At 62.8% G+C, this 17,111-nt stretch carries 10 protein-coding genes and 1 pseudogene; 5 read left to right on the top strand and 6 right to left on the bottom strand.

The annotated features are described in order from the left end of the window. Positions 1–84: 84 nt before the first annotated feature. A pseudogene (locus DFR50_RS31365) lies at positions 85–432 on the bottom strand (ISAzo13 family transposase); the annotation flags it as partial. Between the two features lie 168 nt (positions 433–600). Here DFR50_RS31365 and DFR50_RS32060 point away from each other — a divergent pair. The 5 genes from DFR50_RS32060 to DFR50_RS12010 all read left to right on the top strand — a co-directional run bounded on the left by DFR50_RS32060 (position 601) and on the right by DFR50_RS12010 (position 5,705). Then, positions 601–741 (top strand): hypothetical protein, encoded by a 141-nt coding sequence (locus tag DFR50_RS32060; RefSeq protein ID WP_170153183.1) that lies wholly within the window; start codon positions 601–603, stop codon positions 739–741. Positions 742–762: 21 nt separating this feature from the next. Continuing rightward, positions 763–1,296 carry a CIA30 family protein gene (locus DFR50_RS11995; protein WP_281015962.1) on the top strand — a complete coding sequence of 178 codons (534 nt, stop codon included), beginning with the start codon at positions 763–765 and terminating at the stop codon, positions 1,294–1,296. Next, a complete protein-coding gene (locus tag DFR50_RS12000; RefSeq protein ID WP_113889458.1) occupies positions 1,293–1,787 on the top strand; it encodes a DUF427 domain-containing protein in 495 nt (164 codons plus the stop codon). Before DFR50_RS11995 ends, DFR50_RS12000 begins: the two co-directional genes overlap by 4 nt. 272 nt (positions 1,788–2,059) lie before the next feature. After that, positions 2,060–3,280 carry an AAA family ATPase gene (locus DFR50_RS12005; RefSeq protein WP_245427674.1) on the top strand — a complete coding sequence of 407 codons (1,221 nt, stop codon included), beginning with the start codon at positions 2,060–2,062 and terminating at the stop codon, positions 3,278–3,280. Between the two features lie 157 nt (positions 3,281–3,437). Next, on the top strand, positions 3,438–5,705 hold the full coding sequence (locus DFR50_RS12010) for a S8 family peptidase (RefSeq protein WP_170153184.1): 2,268 nt from the start codon (positions 3,438–3,440) through the stop codon (positions 5,703–5,705). 44 nt (positions 5,706–5,749) lie between these two features. Here the strand turns inward: DFR50_RS12010 and DFR50_RS12015 are convergent, their stop codons facing one another. From DFR50_RS12015 to DFR50_RS12035, 5 genes are read right to left on the bottom strand one after another with little or no spacing between them, the layout of a single operon-like run. Continuing rightward, positions 5,750–7,813 (bottom strand): UvrD-helicase domain-containing protein, encoded by a 2,064-nt coding sequence (locus DFR50_RS12015; RefSeq protein ID WP_113889459.1) that lies wholly within the window; start codon positions 7,811–7,813, stop codon positions 5,750–5,752. A 35-nt stretch (positions 7,814–7,848) separates the two neighbouring features. Continuing rightward, positions 7,849–9,027 (bottom strand): hypothetical protein, encoded by a 1,179-nt coding sequence (locus DFR50_RS12020; protein ID WP_113889460.1) that lies wholly within the window; start codon positions 9,025–9,027, stop codon positions 7,849–7,851. Then, positions 9,020–12,124 carry a site-specific DNA-methyltransferase gene (locus DFR50_RS32935; protein ID WP_113889461.1) on the bottom strand — a complete coding sequence of 1,035 codons (3,105 nt, stop codon included), beginning with the start codon at positions 12,122–12,124 and terminating at the stop codon, positions 9,020–9,022. The genes DFR50_RS12020 and DFR50_RS32935 overlap by 8 nt, the downstream gene beginning before the upstream one ends. After that, positions 12,124–14,007: a DUF262 domain-containing protein gene (locus DFR50_RS12030; protein WP_245427678.1), complete on the bottom strand. Its 1,884-nt coding sequence runs from the start codon at positions 14,005–14,007 to the stop codon at positions 12,124–12,126. Before DFR50_RS12030 ends, DFR50_RS32935 begins: the two co-directional genes overlap by 1 nt. After that, on the bottom strand, positions 14,004–17,000 hold the full coding sequence (locus DFR50_RS12035; protein ID WP_113889462.1) for a BPTD_3080 family restriction endonuclease: 2,997 nt from the start codon (positions 16,998–17,000) through the stop codon (positions 14,004–14,006). Before DFR50_RS12035 ends, DFR50_RS12030 begins: the two co-directional genes overlap by 4 nt. Between the last annotated feature and the right edge of the window lie 111 nt (positions 17,001–17,111).

Raw genomic sequence — 17,111 nt, forward strand, 5'->3', positions numbered from 1 at the left:
AGCGATTCTCGGCGGAGTTCCGCGGCCCACACGGCGCAACGTTCTCTATTCGTCCCCTTATGCGTATCTGGTGGCCGTTTCGTTAGTTCGGGCCGTCCAGCGCAGCGGCGACATCGGATCGCCGCGCGTGTCGGGCTCGACCAGCGCGTTCAGATCGTCGAGCAAGCCGGGGTCCGTTTCCGTCAGCGATTTGCGTCCCCCTCCCGGACGGCGAACCAGACTGGGCGACGGCGGCGGCGCGTCGAGCTCCTTCAGCCCGCGTCCGATCGTGCTCGTGGCTATGCGCGTGACGCGGGAAACCGCGGCGATGCCCCCATGCCCCGCAGCCCTGGCTTCCGACGCAGCGAAAAGCCGTCGCTGCCGTTCATCCAGTTGAGGCAATATCGCCTCATGGCGCGCCCGCAGCTTTTGGAGAGAATCTTCATCAATCATCCCCAAAACTACGACGCCCAACCGCCCAAGGGAATCCCCGCCGCCTAACGTCGGCCGATTCAGCTATTGTCTGACGGGCCCTTAGGGTCGCCGGTCACGCTGGCGTGGTGGGCGGCATATTCACTGGCCTGCGCCAGCGCAGCGGCGGGGCCAGGTCTGATCTGGCAGATGGCGCATGTCAGCGCGGGCGCGCTAACCCTGCATGTCGGGCTGCTGACCGCGCTGATCCTGTTGTGGCGCGACCCTGTGGTCGGTGCGCGGCTGGCCATGATCGTCGCTGCGCGGCGGTCAGCATTGCGTTCGCGATAGGGCAACGTGCTTACGTCCGCGGTGATAGACGACCTAAGCCGCGCGCCGCCCGTTGCGACGATAGGGACCCACTGGCGGCTATTCACCGACCAGGTCATGGGGGGTGTCTCCATTGGCGCTATGGCGCGCGACGTGATTGCCGGCCGGCCGGCCATACGAATGCGTGGCGACGTCAGCCTCGAGAACAGTGGTGGTTTTGTTCAGATCGCCCTCGATCTCTCGCCTGATGCTGGGGTCGTCGACGCCAGCGTCTGGAGCGGGATCGAACTCGACGTATTCGGCAATGGCGAGGAGTACGGCGTTCACCTGCGGACTGCCGCCCTGATCAGGCCGTGGCAATCTTACCGCCAAGGTTTCACGGCCCACGCGGCGTGGCGGACGGTTCAGCTGCCGTTCGATCGCTTTGTTCCCTATCGCACCGGTATTCCGCTCGATACGCATCGGTTGCGGCGCATTGGTGTGGTCGCCATTGGCCGCGATTTTTCGTGCGATCTTGCTCTCGGTGGGCTGCGGTTTATGACATCGCCGCGGTCAGTGAAGGAGCCCTCTTCATGAAGGTCATCCGCGATCCTGCCGGTCCGGGACAGGAAAGCGTCTGGTCATATCCGCGGCCGGCAGTGGCTGAGCCAAGCCAACGCCGTCTCAGGATCGTGCATCGCGATGTCGTCATCGCTGACACGCGCAGAGGCGTGCGCACGTTGGAGACGAGTCATCCGCCGAGTTATTATTTTCCGATGGATGACATTGCAGCGTTCGTTCTGCGGCCGTCGCGCCGTCGCTCTGTCTGCGAGTGGAAGGGCGAAGCGACCTACTTCGATGTCCGCGTGAACGACGAAACGCTGCGCGATGTCGCCTGGAGCTATCCCAATCCGAACCCGGCCTTCAGGTCCTTGCGCAACCACGTCGCATTTTACGCGGGGCCGTTTGACGGCTGCTTTGTCGATAACGAGCGCGTGACCCCGCAACCGGGAAACTTCTATGGCGGGTGGATCACCTCTGACGTCTCCGGCCCCTTCAAGGGAGCGCCGGGCAGCCTGCTCTGGTGATGGGCAAGTCGGTCCTCGGAGAATGCTTCCTGCGGCGACGCCGAAAATCTGTCCACGCTTGATCCGCTGGAGCGAGCGAACCCATCGGCGGGGATTGCGTCGGACGCGCTCCAAGAGAGAGCAGCGCGTCCTCCGTTCGCGGAGATCGGGGGTCATGGAACCGGAATCGGCATAACGTTTGCTGCCGCAAGGCTTCTTGCATTCCTCCCACCTTGGCGACACCGCACCCGCGCGGCTTGTCAGGCCTTAGGCCAAATCCAATCAGGAGGCCCTTGACGGCGCATGATGGGACGTCGGAAGCGCCTCGATCTCCAATTTCTGGGATAGCGGCATTTCGGATCGCGCTTCGGGGTGTCACCGCTGCGCCCAAAATGTTAACCAATCCTTCGGTACTGATTTGCGGTTTCTGGATTCAGCCAGCGGTGGCCCGAAGCGACCTACTTCTCTCGATTGTGCGCGCCGGCGCGGCTGGTGACCGCAACGCATTGCGCTCGTCGGTCGAGGCCATTGTCGCAGAGGAACGGGGCAAGAATCATCACATTCTTGCAGACCGTCTCCAGCGAGCGCTAAGCGCGGTGTCCGTGACGCCCCCTTCCGCGCCGCAATCCGGCGGCCAGTCTGGCAAGGATACGATCCTTGAGAGCACACCCCGTCGACGGCTTGATGAGTTGATACTTCCGCTACCTGTGGGCGAACAGATCAAGCAGCTCGTGGAAGAGCAACACCGTGCTGATTTGCTTCGAGCTAACGGCATGCAACCGAGGCATCGAGTACTTCTTTCGGGCCCTCCCGGCAACGGCAAAACATCCGTAGCAGAAGCCGTCGCAGAGGCGCTCGCGGTGCAGTTCTTTACGGTCCGCTACGATGCGCTTGTGGGCTCGTATCTAGGCGAGACCAACGCACGTCTGGCACGCCTCTTCGACTACGCGCGTACCGTTCCGTGCGTATTGTTTTTCGATGAATTCGACTCAATCGGAAAGGAACGTGGTGACGTTCACGAAACGGGCGAAATCAAGCGTGTTGTATCCTTTCTCCTCATGCAAATCGACCAGTTGCCTAGTTATGTTGTAACCGTCGCGGCAACAAATCACGCAGAACTTCTGGACCGCGCGGTGTGGCGGCGGTTCCAGTTACGGCTAACAATGCCTCAGCCAACACGAGAAGGACTGGCGGTGTTTCTCGACCGCCAGCTTGATTGCTGGCCGGAGTCTGCAGGTATGGAAGCCTACAAACTCGCCACTTTCCTCGGTCCTGTCAGTTTCGCTGAAGCCCTTGAGTTTTGCCAGACTGTAAGGCGCCGGCACATTCTTTCCCTCGGCAACCAAACGCTGCGGGACATCCTCACCGAGCAAATCAATTTCTGGACTACCAGAGTCGCGCCGGAAGAAGCCGATGCCACACGATCCGGAGAAACCTCTCCTCCGTCTGAACGAACCAAGCGGCGCCGGAAGGCGACGCTCGCCCGCCGGGGGGAGTCGAGCCCGCGCATTTGACCGAGGCGCACAGGAACGTGCTCACGGTCCACTCTTTCGGCGGTTGCACACTATACTCGACAGAGCTGACGCAGCGCTTGAGTTGCGCGCAGATGCAAGTTCACTGGCACCAGAACGTCTGCTTGTTTTCGAAGTAACTGGGTCGATTCAGAACTTCGTGAACGCTATCTCCCGCATACCAGGATTAGAATTTGCCGGCGAAGAGGAGTTGGCACCGGACGAATTTGACAAGAATCCGGAATTCTATCTCCTTGTACCCCAACTCGATGCACTGAGGCAGATCGTTTCTCTTTGGGAAGGGTGGCAACGAGCCGGAACGGTGCCGAGGAACTACGGGCCATGGGCACAACTTTTTGCCCAGCTACGCATGATCCGACCCTGGGGACCGGCTGATCGCGTCTCTGAACAGAACCGAGAGTACTTCCGCCACGCCATTGACGGCGCGGCTGACGATGAACTGCTCAGAATCGAAATCGAGTTGGTTTTTCGGGCAAGCGGAGACACCGCACAAGCGGCCGAAGCGGCGATCGCCAACCAAATCACGCACAGCGGCGGTGCCATCATCGATCGATCACGGCATCCCGAATTCGGTTATCATGCGATCCTCGCTGACGTACCGGCAGCCGAAATCCGGCGTTTGGCCGAACTCGACCCCGGCTCGCTCGCAGGCGCAGATCCCGTCGCCGCAATCGTCCCTCAGAGCGTAGGAACGCCAATCGAGGCGGAAGACCAAACACCTGTCGATCAGGCCCGGCCGCATCCTCCGGTTGAAGATCCGATCGCGGCAGTCTTCGATGGCGTGCCAGTGCAGGCCCACCCGTTGCTCGCCGGTCGGCTTGCGATCGATGACCCCACCAATCTCGAAGCAAGAGCTGTTGGACAGCGGCTTCACGGCACAGCGATGGCGTCTATTGCGTTGCACGGCGATCTGAACGACCCCCCGACGCCGATTAGTCGTCGTGTCTATTTCCGTCCCGTCATGTATGCGCCGGCGATCGGTGATGAACTTTTCGATGGCGACCGGTTGGTGGTCGATGTTATCGTTGAGGCCGTTATAAGAATGCGAGCTAATGGCGGTGGAAACGTCATTATTGTCAATGTTTCCCTTGGTGATATAACAAAACCATTCACTGGCAAGATCTCCACATGGGCCAGGGCATTGGATTATCTCGCGTTCCGCTATGGAATTCTTTTCCTGGTGAGTGCGGGCAACGTGAATGCTGGCATCTCGATGCGAGACTTTGCAAATGCCGCGGAATTTGAGGCTGCGCGGTCGGCAGATCGTTCGAGGGGAGCATTGCGTGGCGTTGATGCGGCAAAAGCGGACCGACGGCTGCTGGCGCCGGCAGACAGTCTCAATTCACTAACTATCGGAGCTTGGCATCGCGACTCATCGTCTGAGGTGTTTGGTGGAGTAACTCCTTTCGTGCCCTATGACGGTGAGGAAATGCCGAACCTATCGTCACGCCTCGGGCCAGGCCTGCGGCGCAGTACGAAGCCCGAGGCGCTGTTTGCGGGTGGTCGGCAGCGAGGTCGGCTCGATCCGGTGGCAGCTCCTCCAATACTGCTGAGCCATCCCAATCCGAGTCGCTTTTGGGGTCTGAAGGTGGCGGCTCCTCCGGGAAACGGAGGAATGGGACTGCACTACACTATGGGAACCAGTGCAGCGACGGCGCTCGCGACACACTCGGCACATCGGATCTTCGACGCCCTCGAAAGGGCCTACCCCGCATTGATTGCTCAAATGCCCTTGGCGGAGCGCGCCGCATTGCTGAAGGCGTTACTGGTTCATGCTGCATCTTGGCGTGGCTCGGACAAATTTATCCGATCGGTCATCGATCCGGATGCAGAGATGCATCACGAGCATTGGCGGCGGGAGGTTTGCCGTCACCTGGGTTACGGATTTGTTGACCCCGAGGACGCGATCGCCTGCGCATCTGATCGCGCGACCATGTGGGCCACTGGCTCAATCGGGCCTGAGGGGTCAATAGTGTTTGACGTCCCAATTCCCGCCGTCTTCGGCAACAGTTCCAGCCCTCGCGAAGTTCGCGCCACGCTCGCGTGGTTTGCGCCGACACGTCCTGGCCACCTCGCTTATCGAGCGGTTAAGTTGCGAGTTCCTTCGCTCCACACGGATGACTTGGAAACAGCGGGGATCAGCACGACCACAGGGCAGCCTACGAACACTCAATCCGAAAGCGGAACGATCGTTCACCGTCGTTGGCGCAACGCGCGGATCGGCACCGCCGCGGGTGGCGGGACGATCCCAGTTCAGGTTCAGCGCGAAATTGATCAAGGCGCACGCATCGACGAAGGCGTTCCATTTGGACTGGCAGTCACTGTTGAAATGCCCGGGGCGATTCAGGTTTACGATCAAATTCTCCCCAGCATTCGGGTTCGACCACGCCCGCAGGTCCGAGCCTGAGGATCATTCTTGGACACGCGCGATGGGACTCCGAGATCTCATAGCTAAGTTGTGAAATCCGCCAGATATTCCGATGTCGGCGCTACGCCCGTCAGCAGCAGGTGTTCGCGCGCCCGCGTGCAGGCGACGTAGAGCAGTCGGCGCTCGGTTTCGTAGATGTCGTCGAGTTCCGCTTCGTCGGCTGCATCGGCGACCCGCTCGTCGAGCGGCAGAACACCTTCGTCGCAAGCCATCACGACGACGGCGCGGAATTCCAGTCCCTTTGCGAGGCTCATAGGCGCGGCCGTCATCTCGGCCGCCCCCGGAAGGTCCGCGATGGCGGCTCGGGCGCGCGCGACGAACTGCCGCGTCCGGACGAACAGGCCAATCTCGTGCGGCGCGATTCCGTCGCGAAGCCACGCCTCGACGGTGTCACGCACGGCGGCGGCTTCCGCGGCGACCGTGTCGAGGGACTTCACCTCGGGAGGCGGACCTTCGAAAACCGAGACGATCCCGCGTCGCTCGTCCTCCAGTCCATCGGTGTCGCGCAGCACCGTTGGCAAGAGTCTGTCGGCGGCCCGGCGGATCTGCTGCGAGGTGCGATAGCAGACCTTGAGCGTGTGCGAGCGGCCGCGCACGTCGACGCCGAGGCTCGCCCACGAGAATGGGTGCTGGAAGATCCGCTGTCCGAGGTCACCCGAAAGAAACAGGCCATCCGCGCCCGCCGGAGCGAGCGCGGCGAAGAACCTCAGTTCGGCGGGCGCGAGATCCTGTGCTTCGTCGACGACGACATGGTCGAATGGCTTCTTCTGCCGCTCCGAGAGCGCGTCCGCCAACCCGGCGAAGACGCTCGCCCACGTCGTGGCGCGTTCCGCTGTCAGCGCTTCTCGCACCGCCTGGAAAACCGGCCACAGGCGGGCGCGCTGGTTGGGGCCAAGCCGGCTCTTGCGGCCCATACGCTGGACGGTCGAATAGGCGTCGAGCGACGTCAGGCCCCACGCGTCGACGACATGCGTCCACTCCGACAGCAGGAACCGCTCGGAGAAGCCCTTGAGGCCCGCGGACGCGGTCGCCCCGCGCAGGCGGTCGCGCAGCACGGCGTCGCCGGCGATGCGTGGACGCACCCCGTGCTCGAGTTGGAACATCTGTTCGGCGATGCTGCGGAACGACGCGGTCGTGATCCGGCGGACAACGCCGCCGGTCTCCGGCGCCAGGACGTGCGCCTTCTTCGACAGTTCCGCCGCCAGAGGATCGGAGAAACTGGCGAGCAGCACCTTCGCATGGGCGTTGTCGCGAGCGAGCCGCACAGCGCGATGGATCGCGACGATGGTCTTGCCTGTGCCGGCGGAACCGGCGACGCGCGCCGGTCCCGAGAAGGAACGCTCGACCAGCGCACGTTGCGAGGGGTGAAGAAAGACGCCCCATTTCTCCCATGGATAGGCGAGCGCCTGCTCCAGCTCCTTCTGGTCGGCGATGAGTCTAATTCGGCGCGAGGCGTCGGGGTGTGCAAACGGATCGGCGACAGTGGGCGGCGGAGCGGGCGCCGGAAACCTGCCGTTGGCGGCGTACTCGAGCAAAGCCTCGGACGCCTCGGCAGGCAGGTGGGCGGTCAACGCGAAGAAACCGTCTTCCGTCGCCGTGCGAACGTCGGCGAGCCAATCGGCGGGCACGCCGATCGACAGCAGGGAGTCATCGTCGAGCGAGGAAAACAGCGCCGTTGAGCCGGTCTCCTTTCCCTTGGCCTCCGCAGGCGCGGGAAAGACTAAGTCGAACGTCGCCGGCGGCGCGACGTCCTCGACGCGCTCGCGTACCTCGACGATCTGAACGGCACCGGTGCGCGGGTGCGCCTCGATCCGCCGGCGTTCAGCCCAGGCATAGGCGTCGTCGTGACGCCCGACATAGGCGACCAGCAGGCTATCGCCCGTCTTGTGGACTATCAGGCGGATGTCGCGATTGACCCGTGCCGACCAAAAGTTGGGGTCCTTGCTGGCGTCGATCCGGTGCAGCTGGAGGCCATTCCCGCCCGGGTCCATCTGAAGATCGAAGACGCTCGCCTTCACGGCCTTTTGGTCGGGGCCGCTGAGCCGGTTGAAGGAGGCTGTGAAGGTGTCGGCGATCAGGAAATTCATCGTCAATCCGTCTCCCGGGCGCTGGCAAGCGCGCCCTACCGGTGCGGGATGATCTTCCAAGCCCGCTCGGCCAGCGTGACGAAATCAGTCTGCGGCCCTCCCCGTTCGATCTCAGCGCGGTGGGCGCTCAAAGCATGAAGAAGCCGGTCATGCACCCTTGAATTCGTCGAATCCGTGCGAAACCTACCCCGAAGGCCCGTGCAATAGGAGCGAAACTCCTGTATCGTCTCGTGGTGATTGATCGCGCGCTTGTGGTGCAGGCGCCAGAATGCGTCATCCCCCAGACCTTTCTTGCGAAGAAGATCGAGAAGCCGGACGGTTATTTTGGGGTCCGTGTTGTCTCTGAATTCATCGGGGGTTTGGTTCATCGCCCGGGCTTCCTGCGATCGCTGCGATGCGGCTGATGTCGCGGACGCCGGTCTGACGCCGATCCCCGTCGCCCGGACAGCCGGCGCTGCAACGTCATCCGCCCGGGCAAACCGCGAGGCAACCGGCTTATGCCCTATGATCGCCCGGACAAGGCTCTCCGCAAGGTCAAAGCCCATCTGGCCATTGCCAAAGAACGGCGTGACGAAGCGGAGGCGTCCTTCAGCATCCTGGGCTGCAAGAACACTTGGGGCACCCGGCACTTGCTGCCAGGCCAACGCCGGCAGCAGACCTTGATACGCATGTTGTGCAGTCAGGCCATGGCAGATAACGATCGCTGGGCGATGCTGTTCGATCAAGGTGCGGATGCGTGCGGCACGCTGCGCCTGATGCCGCGTCACGTCCACCCCCGTCTGCCGAACCAGTTCAGTCCACTGGCGCGTGTGCAAACCCTTTTCAGGGACGGGCGACGCATACGTCATGAACGTCGCACCGTCGGACCGGCCCAACCGTGCTCGGATATACGCCCGGGCAGACGCGAGATCCCGCCAGTCATCGGCACCGCCGATTGCCCGGGCAAAACGCGCCATCCAAAGCCAGACCGGCGAAAATCGATCCCGCCGCGAGATGTCATACGGCCGGCCGTTTTCGACCAGGGTCATGTGCGCTTGAGCGAGGTCCATCGTCTCGTCGAACCGGCCTCGGGAGAAAAGGTTGGCGCGAACATCCGCGTCGGCCATGGCGCCAAGACCCTCCTCCAGCCCGATGAACCATAGCGGCGCGGCCAGATTGCCGTAGCCGACGAACCCCAAGACGCGCGCAACCGCGGCCGCCGACAGGTCACGCATCGAAGCCTCGCCCGATCCGAAACACTTTCATCACCTCGTCGCCGAAGTGGTTGATGACCTTGACCGCGATGCGGCCGCTTTCCGGCCGCTCGAATGGGCGTGAGGTGTCGCAGTAGAGCGTCGCCCAGGCGTCCTCGTCGATGTCGGCCTGGAGCGCGGTCTTCAGGCTCTTGTAGGGGTCGTTGGCGCCGAGAAAGTAGGCGTGGCGGACGAAGAAACTTTCCTCGTCGTAGTCGGTGTCGATGAACCAGGCGGCGATGCCCGCCGCGTCGTTCGAGCGGATGTCGCCGGTGTTGGGATCGAACACGTCGACCCCATTCACCTTCACGCGAATCTCGGGCCCGCCGTCGTCGAGGATTTCGACATCGGGCTCGCCGAAGACGACGAACATGTTGCCGCGCCCGGTGTTCTTCAGCTCGTCCGACATGTGCATGTCGGGGTTGATCCGGGCCTTGAGGATTTTCAAGCTGCCGAGGCTTCCCAATTCCGACGAGTGCGCGTCGAAGTTGAAGGCGCAGGCGATGAGCACGTCGAAGCGGGCGTCCACCGCCTCGCGCGCGGCGGCAACGATGTCCTGCCGGCCGACCGTGCCGTATTCCGGTCCGATCAGGATCGCGGCGCGGCGCTCGGGGCCGTTCTCGCCTTCGACGAAAACGCCGCTGGCGCCGACGAAGGCGCCCGGCCAGGGGGTCAGGCTCTCGAACGTGATCCGGTCGCCCTTCGCCTGTTGCTTGACGCCTTCGGCCTTCAGATAGTCGATGACGATGGCGGCGAAATCCTGCGCCGCTAGATCGGCGTCAGCCGGGGATCGTCGGCCCTCGGCGGCCTCGATCTCGTCGATCAGTTCCTCCTCGCTCGCCGGCAGCACGCGGTGGGGCGACAGGCTCTCGACGGTGAACGGGCCGGCGACGCGGATGCGGGCATTGTCGACGTAGGGCTTGTCGTAGAGATATTCGACCTCGGCGCGCGCGGCGATCGAGGCGTCGATCTCCTTCTGCCGGGCGACGCGCGCCTCCCACCATTTGGCATGGAGCGCCTCGGCTTCCGGGTTCCAAGGCGTGCGCGGTTTGCTCGGCAAGGTCTTGAGGGTGAACTCCGCACCGATGTTGAGCGCAATCACGGCCAGCGCGTGCAGGCGTTCGCCTTCGGGCCTGGCCTCGTTGCGGGCGATGTAGAAGGCTTGCGTCGCGCCGTCGTCCCACGGCTCGCCGCTCTCGCGCGGAATCTCCCATTCCTGCCAGCTCTTGCCGAGCGCGGCGTCGAGACCCGTGCGTAGGGGTTCAAGAACGGCCTGCCACTTTTCCCAGATGTCGTCGATCAGTGGGTTGTTGGCGATCGACTTGAGGGTGATGTGCGGGACGCGCTCATAGACGAAGCCTTGGCGGAGGTCGTTGTGGACCGGCATGTCTAGCGGAACGCGCTGGGTCAGTTCGGCCTCTTTGGCGCGACCCTCGCGGCTGTCTGAGAGAAGATACCAAGGATACCGCGCCGCCATCAGCCGCGTGCGAGCCAACGCCAGCGCGACACGGCTAGTGTCGATGGTGATCCATCGCCGTCCCCATTGTTCAGCCACGTAGGCCGTCGTGCCCGAACCGCAGGTAGGATCGAGGACAAGATCGCCAGGGTCGGTGGCCATCAGGATGCAACGTTGGATAACTTTTACTGACGTTTGAACAACGTATACCTTCGGATCGAGCGTACTTGCACCGCTGCTCGTATCATTCCAATAATTCACAAAAGGAATAGCTGCAAAATCGTCCAAGTACCTCTTATACATAATTCCTTGACCCGATGACGTTATACGTCCTGCCTTTATGAGACGTGGCATTCCAATTTCGCCGGTTTTCCAATATCCAGTTCGCGGCCGAATCTCACGACCTTCAAATTTCACAGGAAAGCTTCCAGGCGGTCGCTGCGAGACCAATGTATCTATCGCCAGCGGTCTACCAAATTCGCTGACCTTCGATTCATCCCAGTCATCTGAGAGCCTACGTCGATCTCCAGCGGCATTTTCAACAAATTGATACTTCTCGGAGCCAAGTCCACCAAGCTCCTTCCCAACATACAGCTGTCGGTATTTTACACTCGATTTGTCACGAGCGTAGTGAAGTATGTAGTCTAGCGTACCAGCCAAACCTAGTGATGATTGGCCGGCAGTTTTCTTGAAAGCAATTTGCGATACGAGATTTATCTCACCCAACACCTCGTCCATCACCTCCCTTACTCGGTGTACGTTTTCGTCGCCAATCTGGACGAAGATTGATCCGCTCTCAGTGAGCAAATCTCGCATCGCGGTTAACCTATCCCGCAGATAGGCGAGGTAGCTGTGGACACCGTCCTTCCACGTGTCTCGAAACGCCTTCACCTGCTCGGGCTCGCGGCTGATGTCGGTCTGCTTGCCGTCCTTCACATCACGTGACTGCGTCGAGACCTGCCAGTTCGAGTTAAATTTGATGCCGTAAGGAGGGTCGAAGTAGATGCACTGGACCTTGCCCTTCAGACTCTCTCGTTCGGCCAAGCTCGCCATCACCTGAAGGCTGTCGCCGAGAATCATGCGGTTCGACCAGTGCTGGTCGTGCAGGTAGAATTCGGCGCGCTGATCCGGCGCGATCCCATTGAAGTCGGCGAACAGGTCGGGCATGTCGGCCTCGGCCTCGCGCTTGTTGGCCGTTCGCCGCTTTAGGTCGTCGATGATCGCCTTGGGATGGATCTTCTCCTGGATGTAGAGCGGCGGCACGTTGACGACGAGGTCGGTCCAGTCCTGCCGGTCCTTGCCCCGCCAGACGAGTTGCGCGTCGGACAGGGTGAGCTCGCCGGTCTCCGCCAGCTCCTTCATCTGCTCGGCGGTGATCCTGATCCTGGCCCCGTTCCAGATCAGCTCCGGCCGGCTCGGTTCCTCCGCCGCCCGCGTCTCGCCCTCCGCTAACGGCCGCGCCCTCGGATAATGCTTCGGCGGCCGCGGCGCCGCGTCCTCGTCCCGGCGGAAAAAACTCTCCATCTCCGCCGTCGGAATGTTCCGCCGCGAAGCCTCGGTGTGTTTGAGAGTGCCGACCTGCTTCGAGGGCCTGCTGTCGGAGGAGCGAGGAGAGCGGGCCATCAGGCGGCAACCTCGCTCTCGGCAGCTTCCATCAGTTCGGCTTCCCGTTCGTCTTCACCGAAACTGTCGTCAGGATCAGGCGGCGCCACATCCTCGCGGACCGCGGGCTTGCCCATGGCGGTCTCGATCAGCTTGAGCAGGCGCTCGCGCCGATCGTCAAAGAACGCGGTGAAATCGTTCGCCTGCAGGAGCGCGACGCTGATCTCATGCGTTCGCAAGATTGACTCCAGACGGTCGGCGGCTATCGGCGGATTCTGCGCGCTGCCCTTTTCAAGGCGAGCGAGGTAGGCAGACGGAGCGACGCCCCCGATGACGCGGTTGGTTCGCGCCGACAGGGGCGCCTTGTTGACGATGCTGTTGTAGACTTCTGGCTTGATGTTGTTCGACTTGCACCAAGCCTCGGGAAAGACGTGGTGGATGTCGACGTTCTCGTCGAAGAAGACCGTCTGGTCGAAAGGCTGCCCTGACCTGAAATCCTCGGCGCCACACCGCATCAGCAGGGCGTGGACGCCCTTGTAGGCGGCGGACAGCCTGGTGCGCAGCGTCCGCAGGCGCTCCTCACGGAAGTCCGCCCGTTCGATCGTCTGAGGAACCGCTCCGCCACTGATCCATCGGGGAACGTCTCGGATGTCGAGGGCGAAGCGGGACTCGACTGCCGACCCATAGAGTTCGCCGAAGACACCGCACCAGTACCATTGTGCAAGCAGCTTACGGACCGCGTCGTTCTCCCAGTTTGGCCCGAGCTCGGCGAGGATTGCCGCCAACGGCACGAGTTGTGTTTGATACGGCAGGTCGCGGGCGCGAAAGACCTTGAGCCAGTGCAGGAACTTTGCGGCTGTGACGTAGCCCTGCTCGACCTTGCCAGCATATTCGACATATGCCGACAACGGGATCTGCAGAAGGCTGTTGCGAGTCGCGCTGATTGCTGGCGGGTCGCGCCCCTCGTCCTCGGCCTTGGTCCGAAGGGCCTTCGTATGCAGAAGCGACACCGCCTGAAGGAACTCGACGGGCTCGACATTGGCGAGGACGGGCTGTTTCACCAGCTTGTCGCGACGGGCCTTCCAGTCATCGCGAAGGCGAAACGGCTTGCCGTCAACCTCCTGGCCGGCATACATGGCCGTTACCAGTTCGAACGCGTCGAGTGGTTTCCCGCCAGTATTCACCTTCTCGAAAACAAGGCAAACGGCGGGGCGACTGGTGTCCTTGCCTAGCGTGATCACCGGCACCTGATAATCGGAGAAGTTGTTGATGACCTTGATCGAGAAGTCGTTGATCAGCGCCATGTGATCCTTGCGGGCTTCCATGTCCTGGAGCACCCATGTGAGCGCCGCCTGCACCCACAACTGCGCCTCGAACATGCGATCGATCGGGAAGTGAAGCGCGGCAAACTCCGACGCTTCGGTCGACAGATCGAGGACGATATCGCGACCGAAGTTCGCGCGGATGACCCGATCTTCGGGGACCGGGACGATCGCGTCCCGCCGGGCGATGTTTGGGTTCAATGCAGCCCTGATGTCGAAATAGAAATGGAGCCGGGCTGGCTGCTTCTTCGCGGTCAACGTCGCGACCGCGGAGCGGGTCGATGTCGACTGGTACAGCGACGTCATCCGCTGCTGGCCATCGAGGAGATAGGCCTCGAGCGGTTTTGCCGCGGGAGGCGCGCCTTCGACGGGACGCACGGCGAACGCCACCTCGCCCGAGGCGTCTAGAGTCATCAAGGCCCCGACGGGAAAGCCCTCGGAGATCGAAGCCAGCAAGTCGATGATGCGGTCCTGGTCCCAGACCCAGCCTCGTTGGAAATCGGGCAGCTGCAATTTTCCCTCGTGGCACTCGCGCATCAGGTCCTTGAGGGCGATTGGATTCGTCTTGAACGACGTCGTCACTTGCTGCTCCCCATAAGCCTTTCGACGAGCGCTGCGAAATCCTGGTCCATCACCGTCCAGTCGCGAAACTCGGCGAAGGCCCAGCGGCCGAAGCCGCCGAGCCCGTTCACTCCCGGAATCCAGAGTTCGCGCATCGTCTGCGCCTTGGCCTTGTCGCTCTCGTCCTTGATGCCCTTGACCTCGAGCACGATGTTGAGCGGCTCGTCGCCGCCGTCATCGAGCCGGACCAGGAAGTCGGGCAGGTAGCGGCGCGTGACGCCGCGATCGAGATAGGGGATCTCGAAGCCGAGCGCCTGGTTCTTGGCATAGGCGAGAACGCGCGGATGGGCCTCGAGCGTTTGCGCCAGCGGCTCTTCCCAGTCGCTGTCCAGCACGACATGGCTGATCTGGCTTCTGGGCGGCTGCGCGCCGGTCTTCCAGCAGGGCTTCGAGGTGATGAAGTTGACGTGCCGCGTCGATCCCTTCGGATTGTAGGGATCGAGCACCGCGAGGATGCGCCCTTCGCTGGCGCGCGTGCAGGCGATGTCGATCTTCTCCGCCGCCCGCGCAAGCTGGTCCTGATAGAGGATCGCGCCGACCGGCACGCCCTTGGTGACGAGATAGCCTTCGTCGAGCCAGCGGCGGGCGAGGCGCTGGATCTGCGGGAAGAGATGCTGTTTCGGGAAACCGTCCTCGTCGCGAAAGCTCGTATAGAGCAGGTGCTTGGCGAGGTTGAAACTGATCTCCGACGGTCGCAGACGCTCCAGCACCTGGGGCGTGATGGTTACGCCGGCGCCGACGATGCCCTCCATAACGACCGAGGTGGGCCCGATGTCCGCCGGCGTGATTTCGAGCCTGCTCTCCTCGTTGAAGACGGCCTCGAGCTTCTCGGACGGCAGGTCCCGACGGTAGCCGCTTACGCGCGGGAAGACGATCTCGAGCTCGGCGCGCTCCTTGATCGCGTGGACGCGGGTGACCGGCTTCGGCTTGGTGGGCGTGGCCACTTGCGGCGAGGCGGCGAAGTCGAACGGGATGCCCATGATGTCGGCGTATTCGACGTCGAAGAGGCCGGTCTCGGGGTTGAGATCGTAGGACTGGCGGCGAAGGCCGCGGCCGACGACCTGCTCGCACAAAAGCTGCGTGCCGAACGCACGCACGCCGAGGATGTGGGTAACGGTATTCGTGTCCCACCCTTCCGTCAGCATCGACACCGAGACGACGCAGCGGATCTGCTCGCCGAGGCGGCCGGGACGGCCGACCGTGTTCATCACCTCGCGTAGCAAGGCCGCTTCGCTGGCTTCGCCCTGCGCGGCGCCAGCGCCTTCGCGCGCCGCGAGCTCGCGCTTGAACTGCTCGATCTCCGCGCCGGCGGCCTCGCGGAATCCCTTGTCGAGCGCGTCGCCGGCCTCGATCTGGCGAGAGTCGATCAGCAGCGTGCGCGGGCGGGGAAGGCGTCTGCCCTCATCGTCGTAGTTGCGGAAGAGCTCAAGATGGCCGGCATGAAAGGCCGCGCGCTCGCCTTCCTCGGCGTCGCCGCGCTCGAAGCCGGCGATCCACTCGAAAACAAGTTTGGAGATGGCGGTGTTCTGGCAGACCACGATGAAGACTGGCGGCACGCCGATCCCCGCGCGCTCCCAGCGCTCGAACTCGCCGGCGTAATGGCTGTAGAGCGTGGTCAGTCCGGTCCTGAGCATGGGTGGCAGGTCAAAGGCGCTGAGCTTGGCGGCGCCCGCGGCGGTCTTGGGCAGATCCTTGCCGATGTGCTTCCAGAGATCGCGGTAGACGACGGTGTCGACGCCGACGAGGTTGTCGCTCACGGGCACGCGGGGCAACTTCACGATGCCGCTCTCGATTGCGTCCATCAGGCTGAAATCCGACACGACCCAGGGAAAGAGGTAGCCCTCGGAATAACCTGAGCCCCGCAGGAAGAAGGGCGTGGCCGAGAGGTCGTAGACGGCGCGCACGCCTTTCGACAGCTTGCGGTCGAGCGCCTCGATGCCGTTGATCCAGAGCCGCGCGGCTTCCTCGTTCTCGGCGGCCTCCTTCCTGTCGTCGCCGGTCAGCGCGCCCTCGGCGTCGGCTCCGACCTTGTGGCGATAGCAGTGGTGCGCCTCGTCATTGATGACGTTGACACGGTCGTAGTTGAGCAGCTTGCCGCAGGCCCTCTGCAGCATCTCGGCGTCCGTTTCGGTCGTCTTGAGCGGCTCGGGATCGTTTCCCTGCAGGAAGCTTCGCGCAACCTTCGGCAGCGCCAGCGTCTCGCGATGCTGAAAGGCGTGATAGTTGGTGATGACGATCTCCGCGCGCCGGATCTCCGGCAGCATTTCCGGCGGCGCGATCTCTCGGGTCTCGTAATAGTTATCCGGCTCGCTCGGCTGCAGAACCCGGAGCCGATCCTTGATCGTGATGCCGGGCGTGACGATCAGAAAGGCGCGAGAAAAGTCCTTGGAGTCCTTTCGCGCGGCGTTGACCGCCTGCCACGCAATCAGCATGGCCATGACCGTCGTCTTGCCGCTGCCTGTCGCCATCTTCAGGGCCAGGCGGAAGAGTTCGGGATTGGCCTCCTCGTTGGCCTTGGCGATCTGATCGAGAAGTCCCTTCGACGCCGCCCGCTTGGGCGCGACCTCTGTCAGCCAGATGACCGTCTCGACGGCTTCCACCTGACAGAAAAATGGACGCGGACCGACGAACCGGTGATGGCGCCAGTGCTCGAGGAGCCGCTGCGAGACGGCGGTAACGCCCCAGTCGGCGGGATTCCGCAAGCTTCGCCACCGCTCGACGTAGCTGCGGATCTCGTTGATCAGCGCGTTCTCGGTGTAGGTCTCGAGGTCCAGAGAGGCCTGCGCAGCGGAGGCCTTTTTCCGGGATGCAGGAACGGGGACGATGAAGCGCGACGGACGGCGTCCTTGCCTCGGCTCGCCCTCGAGCGGCTGACCATTCGGGCCGAGCGGATGATGGAGCTCCGGCGCGCGGTAGGGCGAATTCAGAATCGGCCGTTCGTAGAAGCTGTTCACCTTCGCCGCCCCGCCCCACGGTCCAAACCCGGACGCTGGGTCGTGTTATCCCGGCAGTCCCGAATCCCTTGTGAGGATGACAGTGTAGCCAAGGAACGCCAACAAATCCCC

The organism is Roseiarcus fermentans (assembly GCF_003315135.1).
In the GTDB taxonomy this organism is placed as follows: Bacteria; Pseudomonadota; Alphaproteobacteria; order Rhizobiales; family Beijerinckiaceae; genus Roseiarcus; species Roseiarcus fermentans.

Coding starts and splice junctions, on each gene's coding strand:
- DFR50_RS12015 (WP_113889459.1), bottom strand. CDS start 7,813: ATGAATTTCCTGATCGCCGACACCTTCACAGCCTCCTTCAACCGGCTC.
- DFR50_RS12020 (WP_113889460.1), bottom strand. CDS start 9,027: ATGCGTGACCTGTCGGCGGCCGCGGTTGCGCGCGTCTTGGGGTTCGTC.
- DFR50_RS32935 (WP_113889461.1), bottom strand. CDS start 12,124: ATGGCCCGCTCTCCTCGCTCCTCCGACAGCAGGCCCTCGAAGCAGGTC.
- DFR50_RS32060 (WP_170153183.1), top strand. CDS start 601: ATGGCGCATGTCAGCGCGGGCGCGCTAACCCTGCATGTCGGGCTGCTG.
- DFR50_RS12000 (WP_113889458.1), top strand. CDS start 1,293: ATGAAGGTCATCCGCGATCCTGCCGGTCCGGGACAGGAAAGCGTCTGG.